This is a genomic window from Schumannella sp. GW821-FHT10F01, assembly GCF_058809295.1.
Window position 1 is genome coordinate 12,129 of sequence record NZ_JBXASM010000007.1, and the last position, 18,553, is coordinate 30,681.

At 73.6% G+C, this 18,553-nt stretch carries 15 protein-coding genes and 1 pseudogene; 5 read left to right on the forward strand and 11 right to left on the reverse strand.

Annotation, left to right across the window (positions count from 1 at the left end):
- Positions 1 to 309 precede the first annotated feature (309 nt).
- Positions 310 to 1,485, forward strand: a complete 1,176-nt coding sequence (locus tag AC1RSJ_RS09450) for an RtcB family protein (protein WP_493118117.1) — start codon at positions 310 to 312, stop codon at positions 1,483 to 1,485.
- 71 nt (positions 1,486 to 1,556) lie between these two features.
- On the opposite strand, the gene AC1RSJ_RS09455 is transcribed toward AC1RSJ_RS09450, so the two are convergent.
- The 3 genes and pseudogenes from AC1RSJ_RS09455 to gatB all read right to left on the reverse strand — a co-directional run bounded on the left by AC1RSJ_RS09455 (position 1,557) and on the right by gatB (position 4,402).
- Positions 1,557 to 2,132 (reverse strand): OsmC family protein, encoded by a 576-nt coding sequence (locus AC1RSJ_RS09455; protein WP_493118118.1) that lies wholly within the window; start codon positions 2,130 to 2,132, stop codon positions 1,557 to 1,559.
- 250 nt (positions 2,133 to 2,382) lie between these two features.
- Positions 2,383 to 2,934, reverse strand: a pseudogene (locus AC1RSJ_RS09460) (YdcF family protein); the annotation flags it as partial.
- Entirely contained in the window at positions 2,885 to 4,402 is a 1,518-nt protein-coding gene (gatB, locus tag AC1RSJ_RS09465; RefSeq protein ID WP_493118119.1) for an Asp-tRNA(Asn)/Glu-tRNA(Gln) amidotransferase subunit GatB, read from the reverse strand. The gene gatB and the pseudogene AC1RSJ_RS09460, both read right to left, overlap by 50 nt.
- 226 nt (positions 4,403 to 4,628) lie before the next feature.
- On the opposite strand from gatB, the gene AC1RSJ_RS09470 reads away from it, so the two are divergent.
- Positions 4,629 to 5,996 (forward strand): HNH endonuclease signature motif containing protein, encoded by a 1,368-nt coding sequence (locus tag AC1RSJ_RS09470; RefSeq protein WP_493118120.1) that lies wholly within the window; start codon positions 4,629 to 4,631, stop codon positions 5,994 to 5,996.
- A 136-nt stretch (positions 5,997 to 6,132) separates the two neighbouring features.
- Here the strand turns inward: AC1RSJ_RS09470 and AC1RSJ_RS09475 are convergent, their stop codons facing one another.
- The gene (locus tag AC1RSJ_RS09475; protein ID WP_493118121.1) at positions 6,133 to 6,621 is read right to left on the reverse strand and encodes a hypothetical protein; all 489 of its coding nucleotides are present in this window, start codon (positions 6,619 to 6,621) and stop codon (positions 6,133 to 6,135) included.
- A 435-nt stretch (positions 6,622 to 7,056) separates the two neighbouring features.
- Between AC1RSJ_RS09475 and AC1RSJ_RS09480 the strand changes: the two genes are divergently transcribed.
- Both AC1RSJ_RS09480 and AC1RSJ_RS09485 read left to right on the forward strand, forming a co-directional pair.
- A complete protein-coding gene (locus AC1RSJ_RS09480; RefSeq protein WP_493118122.1) occupies positions 7,057 to 7,857 on the forward strand; it encodes a dienelactone hydrolase family protein in 801 nt (266 codons plus the stop codon).
- Positions 7,858 to 7,920: 63 nt separating this feature from the next.
- Entirely contained in the window at positions 7,921 to 8,289 is a 369-nt protein-coding gene (locus tag AC1RSJ_RS09485; RefSeq protein ID WP_493118123.1) for a hypothetical protein, read from the forward strand.
- Between the two features lie 417 nt (positions 8,290 to 8,706).
- On the opposite strand, the gene gatA is transcribed toward AC1RSJ_RS09485, so the two are convergent.
- Both gatA and gatC read right to left on the reverse strand, forming a co-directional pair.
- On the reverse strand, positions 8,707 to 10,227 hold the full coding sequence (gene gatA, locus AC1RSJ_RS09490; RefSeq protein ID WP_493118124.1) for an Asp-tRNA(Asn)/Glu-tRNA(Gln) amidotransferase subunit GatA: 1,521 nt from the start codon (positions 10,225 to 10,227) through the stop codon (positions 8,707 to 8,709).
- A complete protein-coding gene (gene gatC, locus AC1RSJ_RS09495) occupies positions 10,224 to 10,523 on the reverse strand; it encodes an Asp-tRNA(Asn)/Glu-tRNA(Gln) amidotransferase subunit GatC (protein ID WP_493118125.1) in 300 nt (99 codons plus the stop codon). Before gatC ends, gatA begins: the two co-directional genes overlap by 4 nt.
- Positions 10,524 to 10,835: 312 nt before the next feature.
- Here gatC and AC1RSJ_RS09500 point away from each other — a divergent pair, with 312 nt between their 5' ends.
- On the forward strand, positions 10,836 to 11,498 hold the full coding sequence (locus AC1RSJ_RS09500; RefSeq protein ID WP_493118126.1) for an META domain-containing protein: 663 nt from the start codon (positions 10,836 to 10,838) through the stop codon (positions 11,496 to 11,498).
- Positions 11,499 to 11,578: 80 nt separating this feature from the next.
- On the opposite strand, the gene AC1RSJ_RS09505 is transcribed toward AC1RSJ_RS09500, so the two are convergent.
- From AC1RSJ_RS09505 to mnmA, 5 genes are all read right to left on the reverse strand, one after another.
- Entirely contained in the window at positions 11,579 to 13,219 is a 1,641-nt protein-coding gene (locus AC1RSJ_RS09505) for an alpha/beta hydrolase (protein ID WP_493118127.1), read from the reverse strand.
- A gap of 310 nt (positions 13,220 to 13,529) precedes the next feature.
- Positions 13,530 to 16,025, reverse strand: a complete 2,496-nt coding sequence (ligA, locus tag AC1RSJ_RS09510; protein WP_493118128.1) for an NAD-dependent DNA ligase LigA — start codon at positions 16,023 to 16,025, stop codon at positions 13,530 to 13,532.
- 9 nt (positions 16,026 to 16,034) lie between these two features.
- On the reverse strand, positions 16,035 to 16,775 hold the full coding sequence (locus AC1RSJ_RS09515) for an alpha/beta hydrolase (protein ID WP_493118129.1): 741 nt from the start codon (positions 16,773 to 16,775) through the stop codon (positions 16,035 to 16,037).
- Positions 16,776 to 16,827: 52 nt separating this feature from the next.
- Positions 16,828 to 17,415, reverse strand: a complete 588-nt coding sequence (locus AC1RSJ_RS09520; RefSeq protein ID WP_493118130.1) for an NYN domain-containing protein — start codon at positions 17,413 to 17,415, stop codon at positions 16,828 to 16,830.
- A 25-nt stretch (positions 17,416 to 17,440) separates the two neighbouring features.
- Complete coding sequence (gene mnmA, locus AC1RSJ_RS09525; RefSeq protein ID WP_493118131.1) at positions 17,441 to 18,553, reverse strand: tRNA 2-thiouridine(34) synthase MnmA; 1,113 nt, start codon at positions 18,551 to 18,553, stop codon at positions 17,441 to 17,443.

Sequence of the window (18,553 nt, forward strand, 5' to 3'; positions counted from 1 at the left end):
CGCTAGCGTCGCCCTTCCGTGCCGATCCCCGGCACGCGATCACGCCCGACCGGAGGAGGACGCCATGTCGACGCTCGTCGAACCGCGTTCCGCGTATCAGCGCACCGTGCAGCCGCACGCGTCGCGCGCGCTGCGCATCCTCAACCGGCCCCTCTCCTAGGCGCGGTCCGTCACTTTCGACGCCCCGTGCCCGCTGAGAGGCTCGGGGCGTTCTCGTCTGCTCGATTCCCGGAACTGCAGGTCCGGTCGTGCGGCGCTCGCACCCCGGGCTCCGCCACGCACCATCCCTTCAAGAGAATCGAAAGGACCATGAAGCACATCACCGACCGGCTGGTCAGCTGGGCGAGCCTGCTCGAGCCGAACACCGAGGCTCAGGCGCGCACCGCGTCGACCATGCCGTTCATCTACCCGCACCTGGCGCTCATGCCGGACGCCCACCTGGGCCTCGGCGCGACCGTCGGGTCGGTCATCCCCACGCTCCGCGCGGTCATGCCGGCGGCCGTCGGGGTCGACATCGGCTGCGGCATGATCGCCGTGCGCACGCCGTTCGACGTCACCGCGCTCACCGGTGCGGCGCGTCCGCTGTCGGTGCTCCGCGAGAGCATCGAGCGCGCCGTACCGCTGTCGGCCGGCGGGAAGAACGCCAAGATCGTCGCCACCGCCGCGCCGCGCATCGCGGAGCTCGAGGCGCTGGCGGCCGAGGCGGGCTTCGACCCGGGCGCGCACGCCGCGCACTGGCGCGAGCAGCTCGGCACGCTCGGCTCCGGCAACCACTTCATCGAGGTGAGCGTCGACGAGTCGGATGCGGTCTGGCTGTTCCTGCACTCCGGGAGCCGCGGTGTCGGCAACCGGATCGCGGGCCACCACATCAAGGTCGCGCAGCGGCTGATGGACGAGTGGTGGATCCAGCTGCCGGACAAGGACCTCGCCTACCTCGTCGAGGGCACGCCCGAGTTCGACCGCTACATCGCGGAGCTCCGCTGGGCGCAGCGGTTCGCGCTCCTCAACCGCGAGGAGATGATGGATCGCGTCGTCCGGCAGCTGTCCGAGTTCCTGGGCGAGCCGGTGGAGGAGCTGGAGCGGATCAACTGCCACCACAACTTCACGCAGCAGGAGCGGCACTTCGGCAAGGACGTGTGGCTGTCGAGGAAGGGCGCCATCTCGGCGCGGCTCGGACAGCCGGGACTGATCCCGGGCTCGATGGGCACCGCGTCGTACGTGGTCGAGGGCCTCGGCAACCCGGTGGCGCTCGAGTCGTCCCCGCACGGCGCGGGGAGGATGTTCTCCAGGTCGGCGGCGCGGCGCCGGTTCACCATCGAGGAGCTGCGCGAGGCGATGACGGGCATCGAGTTCCGCGACGACGAGGCCTTCCTCGACGAGATCCCGGCGGCGTACAAGGACATCGACCAGGTGATGGCGGACGCCGCCGACCTGGTCGTCGTCCGGCACACGCTGCGCCAGCTCGTCAACGTGAAGGGCAACTGAGACGCCGAGGGCGGTGCGGGGCTGCAGACCCGCACCGCCCTCCGGCGTCTCCGCCCGGTCGTGGTTCCGGCTCAGGCGACGAGTCGCGCCTCGACCGGGGTCGGGTTCGCGAACAGGTCGAGCACGGGGCAGTGCGCGTCGACCGCCGCCTTGAGCTGCTCGTAGCGCTCCGCCGAATCCGGCCCGGTGAGCCGGATGTCGAGCCGCACCGCGCTGAAGCCGGGCCGCACCGACTCGTCGATGCCGAACAGCCTCCGCGCATCCAGGTCGCCCTCGGCATGCACCTCGATGTCGTCGAAGCGGATGCCGAGCGCCTGCGCGTACAGGCGGTAGATCACGATCTGGCAGGAGATCAGCGCCCCGAGGGCGTACTCCACCGGACTCGCGGCGATGTCGTCGCCGGCGAGCGCGGCGGGCTCGTCCACCACGAACTCATGGCGGCCGGCCCGGATGACGCTGGCGACCGATCCGGCGCCGGCACCCGAGGTGCGGTAGGTCAGCTGCGCGGCGGCGGGATCGGCCGCGATGCGGTCGCTCCAGGAGAGCCCGGCGCCCGCGAGCCGTGCCGAGCGCTCGGCGGCGGTGACGTCGGGGATGCCGGCGGCGGTGTCGGGAGTGCTGTCGTTCCTGCTGTCGAGGAGGGTCATGGCGGCCACGGTAGGCAGGGCATCCCGTCGCGTCGAGCGCGCCCGTAACGCGGGGTCGTCCGGTGTCACATGACGCGACCGGATCCGCCCGCACGAGTCCGTGCGAACGGGCTACCCCCCGCCGATCCAGCCGCCGCAGGTTCCGCAGTCCGATCACCGCCATCACCGGCTCGAGCAGCAGCAGGTCGCCCGGCCGGTGCTCCCGCGCGCGGACGAGCCGCTCCCCCAGGTCCGGGCGCGCCCGCCGCAGGTACTCGCGCGCCTTCTCGGCATGGAGCGCGTTCGAGATGATCTTGATCCGGTCGACGTGCTCGATGAGCGGGACGACGTTCCGCACGTTCTCGCCGGTGCTGAGGCTCGCGTCCTCCACCTCGAGGCGCCCGCCGTAGCCCAGCTCGCGGGCATCCCGGGCCATCAGCTCGGCCTCGGCGATCTCGCCGCCGGCCGCGCCGCCGCTGAGCACGAGCAGGCTCGGTCCGAGCTCCGGCTCGATCGAGCGCAGGGCCGCGCGGACGCGCCAGCGGTTCACGAGGTTGATGTGCCGTCCGCGGTTGCGGAACCCGAGCACGACGACCGCCTCGCCCGTTCCGGCCGTGCCGGGGTGCGTGCCGAGGCGACGGGTGGTGGCACGGTGGTGGATGACGTCAGCGGCGACGAAGACCGCAGCGCACGCCAGCGCGGCCGGGGCGAGCACGAGCACCGTGACCCGACGCGGACCACGCTCGCCACTCCGACCGCCCGCCACGGCGACGTCAGAGCTGGGTCGCCCGCTCGAGCACGAGCTCGCGGACGCGGGCGGCATCCGCCTGGCCCTTCATCTCCTTCATGACGGCGCCGATGATCGCGCCGGCGGCCTGCACCTTGCCGTCGCGGATCTTCTCGAGCACGTCCGGCTGCGAGGCGAGGGCGGTGTCGATCGCGGCGAGCAGCGCGCCGTCGTCCGACACGACCTTGAGGCCGCGGGCGGTGACGACCTCGGCCGGGGTGCCCTCGCCGTCGACAACGCCCTCGACGACCTGGCGGGCCAGGCGGTCGGTGAGGTCGCCGGACTCGACGAGCGCGACGATCTCCGCGACGTGCGCGGGTGCGATGAGGGTGGCGGCATCCGCCTCGCGGGCGTTCGCGATGCGCGCGATCTCGCCGGTCCACCACTTGCGCGCCTGGGCAGGGGCGGCACCGGCGGCGACCGTCTCGGCGACCTCGACGAGGAGTCCGCTGTTCTGCACGTCGCGGAACTCGTCGTCGGTGAAGCCCCACTCGCCCTTCAGGCGGCGACGGCGCACGGCCGGCGCCTCCGGCAGCGCGGCGCGGAGCTCCTCGATGAGCTGGGCCGGCGGCTGCACCGGGAGGAGATCGGGCTCCGGGAAGTAGCGGTAGTCGTCCGCGTCGCTCTTCGGACGTCCGGCGGAGGTCGTGCCGGAGTCCTCGTGCCAGTGCCGCGTCTCCTGGGTGATGCTGCCGCCCTTCGCGAGGATGGCGGCCTGGCGCTGGATCTCGTAGCGCACGGCCCGCTCGACGCTGCGGAGCGAGTTCACGTTCTTCGTCTCCGTGCGGGTGCCGAGCTTCTCCTGGCCGCGCGGACGCAGCGACACGTTCGCGTCGCAGCGCAGGTTGCCGCGCTCCATCCGCGCCTCCGAGATGCCCAGGCCTCGCACGATGTCGCGGATTGCGCCGACATAGGCCTTGCCGACCTCCGGCGCCTTCGCCTCCGCGCCGAAGATCGGCTTCGTGACGATCTCCACCAGCGGCACGCCGGCCCGGTTGTAGTCGACGAGCGAGTACTCGGCGCCCTGGATGCGGCCGGTGGCGCCGCCGACGTGCGTCAGCTTGCCGGCGTCCTCCTCCATGTGCGCGCGCTCGATCGGCACCTGGAAGACGCTGCCGTCCTCCAGCTCGATCTCGACCTCGCCCTCGTAGGCGATCGGCTCGTCGAACTGGCTGATCTGGTAGTTCTTCGCGAGGTCGGGGTAGAAGTAGTTCTTCCGCGCGAAGCGGCTCGACTCGGCGATCGAGCAGCCGAGCGCGAGGCCGAGCGAGATCGAGTAGCGCACGGCCTGCTCGTTGACGACGGGGAGGCTGCCCGGGAGTCCCAGGTCGACGGGCGTGATCTGGGTGTTCGGACCCGTGCCCTCGTTCTCGCTGTTCGCGGGGTTCGGGGCGTCGGAGAACATCTTGGTCCTCGTCGCCAGCTCGACGTGCACCTCGAATCCGAGCACCGGCTCGAAGAGTTCGAGGGCCTTGTCGTAGTCCATGAGTTCCGCGCGGGCCATGCGTCGATTCTAGGAGGGGCGGTGGGGTGGGGGTGCCGCGCCGGGGGTTGGGACGGGGGCGCGGGGGTGGGGGGGGGTCGGGGTAGCGAGGGGCGGGGGCGGGGGATCGGCTCGCGTTGGGCGATGGCGGGTGGCGTCCCCTCCTCAACAGGGCTGGTCATGAGCGCTTTCGCACCACTTCGCCGTTTATCGAACATACGTTCGAACACCGTGGGAAAATCGAGGCATGACTCCCCCACTGGACCCGCTGCTCGCCGCAGCGGACGGGCTGCGGCTCCCGGCGCTCGATGCGCTGCCGGACACCGCCGTGCTCGACCTCCAGCGGATGCTCGCGCGCGTCCGCCAGCGGGTGGATGCCGCGGCCGCCGAGGTGGCCGGCGAGATCGCGCGGAGGTCGTCGCGCGACCGCGGCTACTCCGGACTCGCTCAGCGGCTCGGGGTGCGGACGCCCGAGGCGCTCGTGCAGAAGGTCGCCGGGGTGACCGCGGCGGAGGCCCGGTCGCTCGTCTCGGTGGGCTCGATGATGGGCGCGGCGTCGGGCCCCGGGGCCGTCTCCGCCGTGGACTCCGCGCTGGCGGCCGCCGTGTCGGAGCGCGGCGTCGGGGTAGCCGCGGCGGCGGCGATCCGCGCGGGGCTCGGCGCTGCGGACGACGCGGTCCCGGATGCCGTGCTCGGCGCCGCCGCGGCGACGCTGATCGCGGACGTCCCCGCACGCACGATCGAACAGCTGCGGGCGCGCGCCCGCGAGGTGCGTGACGAGCTCGACGCCGCGGGCGCCGCCGACCGCGAGCGGGCGCTGCGGGAACGCCGGTACCTGCACCTGATCCCTCAGGGCGACGGGATGACCCGCATCGTCGGGCTGCTCGACCCCGAGTCCGCGGCCCTCGTGTCGTCGGTCGTCGATGCGGCCACCTCGCCGCGGCGCGGCGGACCCCGGTTCTCCGATCCGGACGCCGCGGCGCGCGACGAGGACCTGCTCCGCGACCACCGGACCGTCGAGCAGCTGGCACTGGACGCGCTGGTGGGGCTGCTCGATGTGGGCGCCCGAGCCGATCGCGGTGCCGTGCTCGGGTCGCGGCGAGCCGGCGTCACCGTGCTCGTCGCGGAGCGGGATCTGCGGGTGGAGACGTCCGGCGCTGCGGGGCAAGCCGGGTTCGCGCGGCTCGAGGGACAGGCAGCCGCAGTGTCGATCGACACCGCACGTCGTCGCATCTGCGCCGAGGGAGCCGTCCCGGTCGTCCTCGACTCCCGCGGCTCGGTCATCGACGTCGGTCGAGACCAGCGGCTCTTCACGGCCCGACAGCGGATCGGGCTCGCGGCACGGGACGGCGGGTGCCGGTTTCCGGGGTGCGATCGACCGCCGTCGTGGTGCGAGGCGCACCACCTCGTCGAATGGTCGCGCGGAGGCCGCACGGATCTGGCCGACGGCATCCTGCTCTGCCGGCACCATCACCTGCTGATCCACGACAACGGCTGGCGAGTCGAACGAGACCGGGCGCACTACTTCGTCGTGCCGCCCGCCTCGGAGGATCCGCTGCGCCGTCGGATCCCCGCGCCGGCGCGGAGTCCGATCGCGGCGCGGGTCATCGCGTGAAGCGCAGTGGCATGACCTTCACCGGGCGCGGCATCGCGTGCAGCGGGTGTGGCCTCATGGGGCGGGGCATTGCGCGACAGTCGGCATGGGCCGAGCTCCCACGCCAGCGCAGGAACGGGCACGGCCGGGCGAAGGCTCACCCGAGGACCGCGGCCGCGACTCCGGACACGAAAGCGAGCACGGCAGCCAGACAGCGGATCAGGTCGACGCGAGCCCAGCGACGCACGACCGCGTCCGCGTCGACGGGCGGCGCGGCGGCGTCCCAGTCGGTGATGCGGATGTTGATCGGCACCGTCCCGACCCCCGCGACGATCCAGAAGACGACCAGCGAGCCGACCGCCGCCCATCGGAGCACGAGCGTCGGTACGTCCGGTTCCGGCCCGGCTCCGACCTCGGCGGCACCTGTCGACGTCGTCACGATCGCGGCGAGGACGGTCGTCACGAAGGCCGGAAGCGCGATCGCCGGCACGAGCCAGCGGAGCCGCGCGATCAGCGCCTGGCGCGCACGGATCGCCTCCGAGCCAGCGAGCCGCGAGAGCGCGGGCTGCACGCCGAACCGCACGATGACCTCGCCGCCCGCGAGCAGACCGAGGAGCACGAGGGCGACGGCGTCGAGTGCGGGCATAGGGGGCTCCTGGGTGATGGGCGCACGTGCGGGTGCGTGCGTGCGGAGTGTGCGTGTGCGGTGCGGTGCGGTGCGAGCGGCCAGTGCGGTGCGAGCGGGCCGGTGCGGTGCGATGCGATGCGATGCATCGATCCGGGTGGATCACCCCCAGTGTCGCGCCGGGGTGCTGTCACGGCGCTCTCACGCACTGTCGCCGACGTGTCGGCGACCGACGTGATCCGGTCGGCCCGAGAACGGACACGCGGGCGTGTGGCATGCGGGTCGGTCAGGTGGGCTCGAGGTGTGCAGGCAGGCTCGGAGCGGTCGGGCGGGTTCGGGGTGCGCAGGCAGGCTCGGAAGGGGTCGGGCGGGTTCGGGGTGCGCAGGCAGGCTCGGAAGCGAACCGGCGGGGTCGAGGCGGGTGACACGACACCATCCCGGCGTAGAGTCCGCGGCATGAGCTCCCCCGCGACGTCCGATCTCTCGCCCGCCCACCTCCAGCTGATCGAGACGGTCACGGCCGGGGCCGGCGCCCGGATCGTTGACGAGCTCGTCGACTACGAGCTCGACGGCACGCGGCTCGAGGGCTACCTCGCGCACGACGAGGCGATCGACGGGCCGAAGCCGGCCGTCCTGCTGGTCCACGACTGGACCGGACTCCGCGAGTATCCGAAAGCACGCGCCCAGATGCTCGCCCGACTCGGGTACACGGCGTTCGCGGTCGACGTGTACGGGCACGAGGCCGACGGCACGCCGATCCGGCCGACCGGAGACGCGGCGGGCGCCGAGGCCCGCAAGTACTACGGCGATCTCGAGCTGCTGCGGGCGCGCATCCGCTCGGCGTACGAGGCTGCGGCAGCCGATCCCCGAATCGACGCGGACCGCATCGCGATCGCCGGGTACTGCTTCGGCGGCCACGGCGCGCTCGAGTTCGCCCGCACGGAACCGCGACTGCGCGGCGTCGCCGCCTTCCACGCCTCGCTGATCGCCCACGAGCCGGCGGAGGTGGACTCGCTCCCGCCGGTCCAGCTGTACCTCGGCGGCGCCGACCCCGTCGTACCGGACGACGCGATCGTCGCGTTCGAGAACGAGCTGCGCACGCGCTCCGACCTCGACTGGCAGACGTCCGTCTACAGCGGAGCGCCGCACGCGTTCACGCTGCCGGAGGGTCCGTACGAAGAGCGCGCCGACCGCCGGTCGTGGAAGCAGTTCACCGACTTCCTCGCCGACGTGCTCGGGGTGGTGCACCCGAGCTGAGCCGCACCTGCGACTCGGCTGGAATCCGCCGCGACGCTCTCCGGTGCGGCGCAGAGTTGGGGCATGACCGTCCAGACCGTCGCCGACAAGCTGCACATCACCGACATCGAGCGCCTCTTCGTCGTGGGAGCCGACGAGGACGCGCTGGAGACCATCCGTCCGCTCCCCGACGAGATCGAGCTCACCGACGAGATCTCCGAGGCGGAGGTCGCCCTCGCGTTCGCGCGGAGCTTCGACGAGCTGGAGCTGCGGCTCGGCGACCTCGAGGAGGCGCGCGACGACGCCCACCTGTGGCTCGTCTACTCGAAGGACGACGTGCACAAGGCCGACCTCGACGACTTCGATGAGGTCGCCGAACGCGGCCACTGGCGCATCGGCGCCCGCGAGTCCCTCGACACCACGTGGGAAGCCCTCCGGATGATCCACGACTGACCGACGGACTGACCGACTGGCCGGCCGACTGACCGACTGACCGACTGGCCCCCCACTGACCGACTGGCCCACCGACTGACCGACTGGCCCACCGACTGACCGACTGGCCCACCGACTGACCGACTGGCCCACCGACTGACCGACTGGCCGACTGACCGACTGGCCGACCGACCGATCGGCCCGGATGCGGTGATCGCCGTGAACGGACCGGTGGCCCCCACCGACCGATCGCCTCACAGACCGGCCCGTGCAGCGATCCGACTGACTGGTCGCTCACCCCGCCCGGTTCAGCCCAGCCCGGTTCAGCCCAGCCCGGTTCAGCCCGGCCCGGCCCGGTTGAGCCCGGCCCGACACAGCCACCACGACGAAGCGCCCCGCCCTCTTCGGAGGACGGGGCGCTTCGCTGCGTTCGGCGGCTCAGCCCAGGGCGGGCGCCTTCGCGAGGATGGGCCCGCCCCAGCCCTCCTCGAGCAGCGACTCGAGCGCGGCGCCGACCGAGTACAGGCGGTCGTCGGCACGGGCCGGCGCCAGGAACTGGATACCCGCGGGCAGCCCGTCCTCCGGCGCGAGTCCGATCGGGAGAGACAGCCCCGGCACGCCGGCGAGGCTCGCCGGGATCGTGGTCAGGTCGTTGAGGTACATCGCCAGCGGATCGTCGAGCTTCGCACCGAGCGGGAACGCGGTGGTCGGCGCCGACGGCGACACCAGCACGTCCGCACGCTCGAAGGCGGCGGCGAAGTCGCGCTGGATCAGCGTCCGCACCTTCTGGGCGCTGCCGTAGTAGGCGTCGTAGTAGCCGGCCGACAGGGCGTACGTGCCGAGGATGATGCGGCGCTTCACCTCGTCGCCGAACCCGGCCTCGCGCGACGCCGCCATGACCTGCTCCACGGTCCCGCCGCCGGGCGGGGTCACTCGGAGGCCGAAGCGCACCGAGTCGAACTTGGCGAGGTTGCTCGATGCCTCCGCGGGCATGATCAGGTAGTACGCGGCGATCGCGTACTTGAAGCTCGGCGCATCGACCTCGACGATCTCGGCACCGGCCGCGGCCATGACGTCGAGGGACTCGCGGAAGCGCTGCACGACGCCGTCCTGGAAGCCGTCGCCGCCGGCCAACTCGCGCACGACGCCGATCCGCAGCCCGTCGAGGATCTCGCGGGTCGCGCCACGACGGGCGGACTCCGCGAAAGAGGGCCAGGTGTCGGTGAGCGAGGTGGAGTCGCGCGGGTCGTGTCCGCCGATCACGTCGTGCAGCAGGCCGGCGTCGAGCACGGTCCGCGTGACGGGGCCGACCTGGTCGAGCGACGAGGCCAGCGCGATCGCGCCGTAGCGGGAGACGCCGCCGTAGGTGGGCTTGACGCCGACGGTGCCGGTGACGGAGGCGGGCTGGCGGATCGAGCCGCCGGTGTCCGACCCGAGAGCGAGCGGCGCCTCGAAGGCCGCGACCGCCGCGGCCGAGCCGCCGCCGGATCCGCCGGGGATGCGCGTGAGGTCCCACGGGTTGCGGGTGGGTCCGTACGCGGAGTGCTCGGTCGACGAGCCCATCGCGAACTCGTCCATGTTCGTCTTGCCGAGCGGGATGAGGTCGGCGGCGCGGAGGCGCGCGACCGTGGTCGCGTCGTACGGCGGGATCCAGCCCTCGAGGATGCGGCTGCCCGCGGTGGAGGGCATGTCGATCGTGCAGAGCACGTCCTTGATCGCGACGGGCACACCGGCGAGCGGCCCGAGCGGGTCGCCGGCCGCGCGCTTGACGTCGACGACCTCCGCCTGCTCGAGCGCGTGCTCGCTGACGTGGAGGAACGCGGCGACGTCGCCGTCGACCGCGCCGATGCGGTCGAGATGCGCGCGCGTGACCTCGACGCTGGAGACCTCGCCCGAGGTCAGCAGGGTGGAGAGCTCGGCGGCGGAGGCGCGGATCAGCTGGTCGGCGGTGCGGCTCACTGCTCCTCCCCCAGGATCGCGCTGACGCGGAAGCGGCCCTCGGCGGCGTCCGGGGCTCCGGAGAGCGCCTGGGCGGTGGTCAGGGTGCGGCCGGGCACGTCGTCGCGCATCACGTTCGCGAGCGGGATCGGGTGGCTGGTGGCCGGGACGTCGTCGGTCGCGACCTCGCGGACCGTGGCGACCGCGTCGACGATGTGAGCGAGCTCGCCGGTCAGGCGGTCGATCTCCGCCGGGTCGAGGCCGATGCGGGCGAGGCCGGCGAGGTGGGCGACCACCTCGGGCGTGATCTCAGACATGCGTCTCCGTCGCGCGTGAGGGGAGGATGGGGCGTCCGCCAGTCTACGGGGGCCGCGGATGCCGTCCGGCCCGGTGGCGGCGAGGGGTGCTGCGGCTGCGGCTGCGGCGTCGACGGATCGGTGGCGAGTCGGTGGCGGGTCGGTGGCGGATCGGCCGCGGCGTCGACGGACCGGTGGCGGCGTCGGACACGGATGACGCCCCGGCATGACTGCGGCGACGGGCTCGCCCCGTCTCGGTCGCCGATCGGGCCCCAACGGTTGCGGGATCCGGTTCGTCTGCAAGGGTGGAAGGACCACTCGGGAGGGAGTGCCATGACCGACCTCGAGACGATCCGCACGCGGGTCCGGCGGGCGCAGCGCCGGCGGGCGCAGCGCCGGCGGGCGCCGCGCGGGCGTGCGCTCGCGATCGCGCTCGGTGTGCTGGTGGCCGCGACGGCGCTGACCGGATGCGCCGCGACCGGGACCGTGCACACCGGAGACACGCCGGCGACCAGCGGGCCGGTGGACGGGTCCGACGACTCGGGATCCGACTCCGGCGGCTCGGACGGCAGCGGCTCGGACGACACCGCCCCCGCGGGGCCTGCCGGGTCGGGCACGATCGACGGCGCGGCGGCGGAGTGGACCCTCGTCTCGCTGGCGGACGCCACGGGCTCCGTGACGGGCCCGCTGCCCGCGCCGACCCTGGACCTCCGCACGGCCGGGGCGCTGCAGGGCAGCGGCGGCTGCAACACCTACAGCGGCACCTACTCCGGATCGGCCTCGGCCCTCGTCATCGCCCCGGTGCTGACCACGAAGCGCGCGTGCGCGGCCGGATCCGAGCTCGAGTCCCGCTACCTCGCGGCGCTGGAGGCGGTCACCTCGGCGACCGTCGCCGGATCCGACCTCACGATGCGGGGTGCCGGCGTCTCGCTCACCTTCCGCCAGGACGCGCAGCAGTCGACGAACGGCGACTCGTCAGGATCCGTCACCCACTGATCGGGAGCGGTCCGCCCGGTCCGGACACGGACCGCTCCGACCGGATCGGGGCGGCCGCAGTCGGACCGGGTGGCGCGCGATCAGCCCTCGGCGCGGAGCGCGGGGTCCGAGACCTCGGCGGCGCGGTCGATGGCGATGAGCGCCATGTTCCGCAGGGACTCGCTTCCCGGCGTGAAGTAGTCGTTGTGGGAGAAGGCACCGGTGAGGGCGCGTCCGGTCACGGGATCCACCGCCCCGTCGAGCTCGAGACGGTGCGCGCCGTACCCTGCCGAGGTCGGCTGGCTGCCGAAGACGCCGCTGTCGGCGATCGGATCCCAGTCGGCGGCCCCGACCCAGACGTTGCCGCCGTGCACGTGCAGCTGCGACACGGTGCGGGCGGGACTCCCCGGCGATCCGACCAGCGCGAGCGCATCGACGGCGACGTCGTCCTCCTGCAGCGAGAGCAGTGCGGCCGTGCTGCCGTAGCTGTGGGCGAGGATCGACACGAACGGCGGGGCCGTGGCGGCCTTCGTCACCGCGCCGGCACCGGTCGTGTCACCGCGGACGGCATCCAGTCCGCGGAGGGCGGCGGTCATCGCCTGCTGGCCCTCGCGCGCGTTCACGAGCGACGCGACGTTGACGAGCGTCGGCGTGTGGTACCCGATCCACGAGACGACCGCGACCGACTGCGACCGGGCCGGCAGTGCGCCGGCGGTCGTCTGGGCGGACGCCGTCGCCGCCGCAGTCGTGGAGGCGAGGGTCGTGGAGGCGAGCATGGTGGAGGCGAGCGTCGTGGAGCCCATCGCCCCCGCGGGGTCCGACGTCACCGCACTCGCGGGCACGGTGGTCGTCGGCGTGGTGGTGCCCGACGTGCCGGGTCCGCCGCCGCCGCCGAGCTCGTCGATCCAGGCCTGCTCCTCCATGGCGACGTCGGAGGCGACGCCGGTCCACGGGACGATGCGCGAGTCGACGCCGTAGAACATCCCCGGCACGAGATAGCTCACGTAGCCGGCCTCGTCGAGGTCGCCGATCGCGATCGCGGCGCGCCCCTCGCCGACCGGGTCGATGGACACGAGCTGGCGGTGCATCCCGTCCGGCCCGGTCTGGATGGCCTCCGCGACCTGGTCGAGCATGTGGAGGCGGCGCTCGAGATCCGCCCGGACCGCACGCCCGACGCCGGCGTCGAGCCGGTCGTGGAGGCGGGCGCGCTCCTGCGACAGGTACAGGCGGTTCGCCTCGTCGCGGTCGGCGTACGACACGCCCTCGAGCGCGCCGACGAGCTGCGGGGCCACGCGGATGAGGCGCTCGCGTTCGGCGGTGTCGAACGCGCGCCACTGCACGGCCATCGCCGAGGCGACCGGCGGGCGTGCCAGGATCCGGTCGACGAGCGCCGGATCGCGCTTCAGCACGCCGCGCAGCTCCGCGTCGCTGCGGATGGCGAGCTGCTGCACGAGCGCGACTCCCGTCAGCCGCGTCAGCTTCGACTCGGGCACGCGGGTGGCGCCCGCTGCACCGGACGACGCTGCACCGGACGACGCCGTGTCGGACGGGGCGACCACCGGATCGCCGGCCGTCGCACCGGAGCGGGACAGCGACACCGCGCCGGCGGCGGACCCGGCGGAGACCGACCCGGCGGAGACCGATCCGGCCGACACCGGTCCGGCGGAGACGGTGCTGTACCCCGTGAGCCCGGCGAGGATGTCGCCACTCGTCGAGCGCACGGTGTCCGCGACGACGGACACGTTCCCGGGAAGGTTTGCAGGCGCGACGGAGACCTCGACGCCACTACCCAGGTGCGCCGAGGTCAGCAAAGCGAATGCGGCCACGACCAGCACCGGGCGTCCCAACCCTCGGAGTATTCAGCGCCCGCCTCCCCGTCCCGTGGATCGGCATGGCGCTGTACCCCAAGGTAATGGACGACTGCCCCCCGCGCGAGGGCAGACAGCTCGCTCCCACCCCGATTCACCCGTGTTGTCACCCGGATCGTCCCCCGGACCGCTCGGATCACCCCCGAACGGGGGTCAGGAACGGGCGGTCCGGGCCGAGCGGCGGCTAGTCCTCGGGGCCGGCGTCCTCCGCATCCCGGCCCGCGGCGTCCGCCTCTGCCTCTGCTTCCGCGTCCGGCAGCACCTCCGCCTCCAGCAGCGCGATCGCGGCCGGCCCCTGGGAGACGAGCAGCGCGAACTCGGCCGCGTCGATGATCCGCACCCCGAGGTCCTCCGCCTTCTGCAGCTTCGAGCCGGCACCGGGTCCGGCGGCCACGTAGTCCGTCTTCTTGCTCACGCTCGACGCCGCCTTGCCGCCGGCGGCGAGGATCGCCTCCTGGGCCCCCTCGCGGGTGAAGCCCTCGAGCGAGCCGGTCGCGACGACCGTCAGCCCCGCGAGCGGCCCGTCCGCCGCGGCGGCGTTGCCCGGCCCGGGGTGCCCGGGGATCGCGGTCTGCACGCCCGCCGCCTCCCAGCGGTCGACGATCTCGCGATGCCACTCCACGTCGAACCAGTCCAGCAGCGCGTCGGCGATGATGCCGCCGACGCCGTCGACGGCCGCGAGCTCCTCCCGCGACGCCGAGCGGATGGCCGCGAGCGACCCGAACCAGCCGGCGAGCGCACGGGCCGCAACCGGTCCGACGTGCCGGATGCTCAGCGACACCAGGATGCGCCAGAGGTCCTTCGTCTTCGCCTTCTCGAGCTCGGCGACGAGCTTCTCGGCGGCCGCGGACGGCCCGTACTCCGCCGGCTCCCCCTTGCGGGCCGGCTTGACGATCTTGCGGAACGGCGACTCGACCTTCACGCGGATCACCGAGCCGTCGCGGATGGTGATGTCGCGGCCCGGCTCCTCCGGCTCGACCTGCTTCATCATCCCGGTCTCGCCGTCGCGGACGACGACCTCGATGCCCTGCAGCTCGTCGATGGTGAGCTCGAACAGCCCGGCCTCGGTCTCGAGGGGCGGGGTCGACGGCACGAGCGGCTGCGTCAGCGCCGCGGCGGCCACCTCGCCGAGCACCTCGATGTCGAGGGCGCCGCGCGACCCGACGTGCTCGACCCGGCCGCGCACCTGCGCCGGGCAGGCGCGCGCGTTCGGGCAGCGGAGGTCGATGTCGCCCTCCTTCGCCGGCGCGAGCGGCGTGCCGCAGGCCGGGCAGTCCCTCGGCATCACGAACTCGCGCTCGCTGCCGTCGCGCAGCTCGACGACCGGTCCGAGCACCTCGGGGATCACGTCGCCGGCCTTCCTCAGCACCACCGTGTCGCCGATGAGCACGCCCTTCGCCTTGACGACGTCCTGGTTGTGCAGGGTCGCCTGGCGCACGGTCGAGCCGGCCACGCGCGCCGGCGCCATGACGGCGAACGGGGTGGCGCGGCCGGTGCGGCCGACGCTGACCACGATGTCGAGCAGCTTCGTGTTCACCTGCTCGGGCGGGTACTTGTAGGCGATCGCCCAGCGCGGGGCGCGGCTGGTGGCGCCGAGCTCGTCGTGCAGCGCCAGCTCGTCGACCTTGACGACGACGCCGTCGATCTCGTGCTCGACCGCGTGCCGGTGCTCGCCGTAGCGGGCGATGAACTCGGCCGCGCCGTCGACGCTGTCGCGCACCGAGAAGTACGGGCTGGTCGGCAGCCCCCAGCCCTCCAGCAGGGCGTAGATGCCGCTCTGGCTGTCGACGGGCGGGTCGGGCCACGCCCCGAGCCCGTGCACGTACATGGTCAGCGCCGCGAAGCGCGCCTCCGCGGCCTCCCGCTCGAGGCCGTCCTTCTTGTCGAGCTGCTGGCGGAGTCCGCCGCTCGCCGCGTTGCGGGGATTCGCGAACGACGGGAAGCGCCGCGACGCCGAGAGCCGTGCCTTCTCCTCGTCGAACTCGCCGCCGCCGCTGCGGCGCGACTCCCAGCGCTCGCGCGTCTCGGTGACGACCCGCTCGCGGAAGCGCTCCTGCAGCTCGTTGAGCCGCTCGAACGCGGCCGTCGGGATGAACACCTCGCCGCGGATCTCGACCAGGTCCGGATGCCCCTCCCCCGCGAGCCGCTGCGGGATGACGGGCAGGTACTGCACGTTCTGAGTGACGTCCTCCCCGACGACGCCGTCGCCGCGGGTGGCCGCCGAGACGAGCACGCCGCGCTCGTAGCGCAGGTTGATCGCGAGCCCGTCGATCTTCAGCTCGCAGAGCCAGTCGACGTGCCGGCCGGAGTTCCGGTCGACCCGCGCCGCCCACTCCCGGAACTCCTCGAGCGAGAAGACGTTGTCGAGGCTGAGCATGCGCTCGGCGTGCGTCACCGGTGCGAAGAGCGTGGTGTCCGCGCGCCCGCCGACGGTCTGCGTCGGCGAGTCCTGGCTCTGCAGCTCCGGGAACATCCGCTCGAGCAGCTCGAGCCGGTGCATCCGGGCGTCGTACTCCTCGTCGCTCTCGAGCACCTCGTTGCGCTCGTAGTACGCGTCGCGGAGCTCCTGCAGCCGGGTGCGGAGTGCGTCGACCTCGTCGGAGGCCCGTCCGAGATCCGGCGGGGTGGTCTCCGCGACCGAGTCGGACGGCGCTGCTGACTTCCGGGATCCGCGAGGCACGGCCTCAGGCTACCGGCGGCCTCCGACGGCGCCGAGGACCCCGGCGAGCAGGTCGGCCGTCTCCCGGGGATGGAGTCCGGGCAGGTCGTGTACCGATCCGGGGAGCACCTCGACGTGCCAGCCCGCGGCAGCGAGCGCCCGCGCCAGCGCGGGCCGCACCATGATGCTCCGCCGCGACGGCACGACCGACGACGGCACGATCGGCGCCGCGATCGCGAACGGCGCGAGCAGGTCGGGCAGCACGCCCGCGACGGTCCGGCGGTCCCAGGAGGCGGCGGCCCGGGCGTAGCGGGCCCGCAGGTCCGGGCGGACGCGGGGCACCCGTCCGAGCTGCCAGGCAGCCGCGGCGGCGCTCGCCCGCGAGCCGAGGACGAGGCGGCCGGCCGCGAGCCGCCCGATCGCGGCGCCGGCGAACGGCAGCGAGAAGGCAGGGTCGAGGTAGACCGCGTGCGCGGGCCGGAGGCGGCCGACCGCCTCGGCCAGCACCCGTCCGCCGAGCGAGTGGGCGACGACGACGTCGAGGCCCTCGGGCAGGGCGGCGACCACGTCGTCCGCGAAGTCCGCGATCCGGTACGACGCGGCCGGCCCGGTGCGCCCGTGCCCGCGGAGGTCGACAGCCGTCACGGTCGCGTCGTGGCGCTCCGCGACGAGCAGCGCGAAGTCGGTCCAGAGCTCCGCGCTGCCGGCCATGCCGTGCACGAGGCCGATGCGGCGCGGCCCGTCGCCCCAGGTGGTCGTCGCCAGGCGCATCCGCCGATCATCCGCCGTCCGGCTGAGCGTCGAGCCCCAGGACGCCGGGAGATCAGGTCAGCGGCGGCCGGTCGAGGAACCGCGCCGGGTCGAACGACTCCGCATCGACGATGACCGTGCGCGGCAGCGTGCGCAGGAACCCCGGCACGTCGTACTCGAGGTCGATGAGCTCGAGCCCGCGCGGCGCCAGCTCGCGGTAGCGCTGGCTCATGAGCTCGGGGAAGCCGAGCACGGCGACCCGGCGGCCGGCGTCGAGCAGCCGCTCGATCCACGGCGCGAAGTCGCCGTCGTGGCTCGCGACCACGACGTCGCCCGGCCGCTCGAGGATCGCGTCGATGGTGCGCTGGATGCCGACGTCGACGACCTTGACGCCCTCGCGGCCCGACAGCGGCACCGGCGTCCAGTGCCCGGCCTGCAGCGCCTGGAGGAACGACATCGGCAGGTAGCCGCTCGACGCGTTGAGGAAGAACAGGCCCGTCGTGGGCCGGCCCGTCCGGTCGCGGAGCGCGCGGAGCAGGGCGTCCCAGCGCGGCCGGTCGTCCGGCTCCGGCTTGCGGCCGAGGACGGTGACGCCGAGGGTCGCGTCGATGTTCTCCCCGTCGACGAGGACGAAGACGGGGGCCGGCGCGGTGTCGCTCATGGTCCCTGTGTACGCCACGCCGGGGTCAGACCGCGACCGGGGCCGCGCTGACCGTGCGGTCGATCGTGCACTGGCCGAGCACGCGGGTGCCGGCGTACAGCACCGCGGTCTGCCCGGGTGCGACGCCGGAGAGCGGGGCATCGGGACGGATCACGAGCTCGCCGTCCGCCATCCGCGCGGTCGCCGGCACGGACTCGCCGTGGGCGCGCACCTGCACCTCGCAGGCGAACGCGGTCGCGGCGTGCGCCGGCGGGGCGCCGACCCAGCTGACCCGCGCGCCGGCGAGCTCGGCGACCGCGAGCGCCTCGCGCGGTCCGACGACCACCTCGTTCGAGACCGGCCGCACCTCGAGCACGTACCGCGGCCTGCCGTCCGGCGCGGGGTAGCCGATGCTCAGCCCCTTGCGCTGGCCGACCGTGAACGCCGCGGCGCCCGGATGCGTGCCGATGCGGGCGCCGGACCGGTCGAGGATCGCGCCCTGCTCGGCACCGGCGGGCAGGTGGTCGGCGAGCCAGCCGCGGGTGTCGCCGTCGGGGATGAAGCAGATGTCGTACGAATCGGGCTTCTGGGCGACCGTGAGCCCGCGTGCCGCCGCCTCCGCCCGCACCGCGTCCTTCGAGGCGGTCGTGCCGAGCGGGAACACCGCGTGCTCGAGCTGCTCGGCCGTGAGCACGCCGAGCACGTAGGACTGGTCCTTCGCCGCGTCGGCGGCGCGGTGCAGCTCGAGCGCGCCGTCGGCGCCGGTGCGGACATCCGCGTAGTGCCCGGTCGCGACCGCGTCGAAGCCGAGCGCGAGCGCCTTCTCGAGCACGGCGGCGAACTTGATCCGCTCGTTGCAGCGCATGCAGGGGTTCGGGGTGCGCCCGGCCGCGTACTCGGCCACGAAGTCGCCCATCACATCCTCGGCGAAGCGCTCCGAGAAGTCCCAGACGTAGAAGGGGATGCCGAGCGCGGTCGCGGCGCGACGCGCGTCGAGCGCGTCCTCGACGGTGCAGCATCCGCGCGATCCGGTGCGGAGCGTGCCGCGTTGCCGGGAGAGCGCGAGGTGCACGCCGACCACCTCGTGGCCGGCGTCGACGGCGCGCGCGGCCGCCACGGCGGAGTCCACTCCCCCGCTCATCGCCGCCAGCACGCGCAT

Bases quoted from the DNA above. Each gene is read 5' to 3' on its own strand.
- AC1RSJ_RS09450 (WP_493118117.1), top strand. From the start codon at position 310: ATGAAGCACATCACCGACCGGCTGGTCAGCTGGGCGAGCCTGCTCGAG.
- AC1RSJ_RS09455 (WP_493118118.1), bottom strand. From the start codon at position 2,132: ATGACCCTCCTCGACAGCAGGAACGACAGCACTCCCGACACCGCCGCC.
- gatB (WP_493118119.1), bottom strand. From the start codon at position 4,402: ATGGCCCGCGCGGAACTCATGGACTACGACAAGGCCCTCGAACTCTTC.
- AC1RSJ_RS09470 (WP_493118120.1), top strand. From the start codon at position 4,629: ATGACTCCCCCACTGGACCCGCTGCTCGCCGCAGCGGACGGGCTGCGG.
- AC1RSJ_RS09475 (WP_493118121.1), bottom strand. From the start codon at position 6,621: ATGCCCGCACTCGACGCCGTCGCCCTCGTGCTCCTCGGTCTGCTCGCG.
- AC1RSJ_RS09480 (WP_493118122.1), top strand. From the start codon at position 7,057: ATGAGCTCCCCCGCGACGTCCGATCTCTCGCCCGCCCACCTCCAGCTG.
- AC1RSJ_RS09485 (WP_493118123.1), top strand. From the start codon at position 7,921: ATGACCGTCCAGACCGTCGCCGACAAGCTGCACATCACCGACATCGAG.
- gatC (WP_493118125.1), bottom strand. From the start codon at position 10,523: ATGTCTGAGATCACGCCCGAGGTGGTCGCCCACCTCGCCGGCCTCGCC.
- AC1RSJ_RS09500 (WP_493118126.1), top strand. From the start codon at position 10,836: ATGACCGACCTCGAGACGATCCGCACGCGGGTCCGGCGGGCGCAGCGC.
- AC1RSJ_RS09515 (WP_493118129.1), bottom strand. From the start codon at position 16,775: ATGCGCCTGGCGACGACCACCTGGGGCGACGGGCCGCGCCGCATCGGC.
- AC1RSJ_RS09520 (WP_493118130.1), bottom strand. From the start codon at position 17,415: ATGAGCGACACCGCGCCGGCCCCCGTCTTCGTCCTCGTCGACGGGGAG.
- mnmA (WP_493118131.1), bottom strand. From the start codon at position 18,553: ATGCGCGTGCTGGCGGCGATGAGCGGGGGAGTGGACTCCGCCGTGGCG.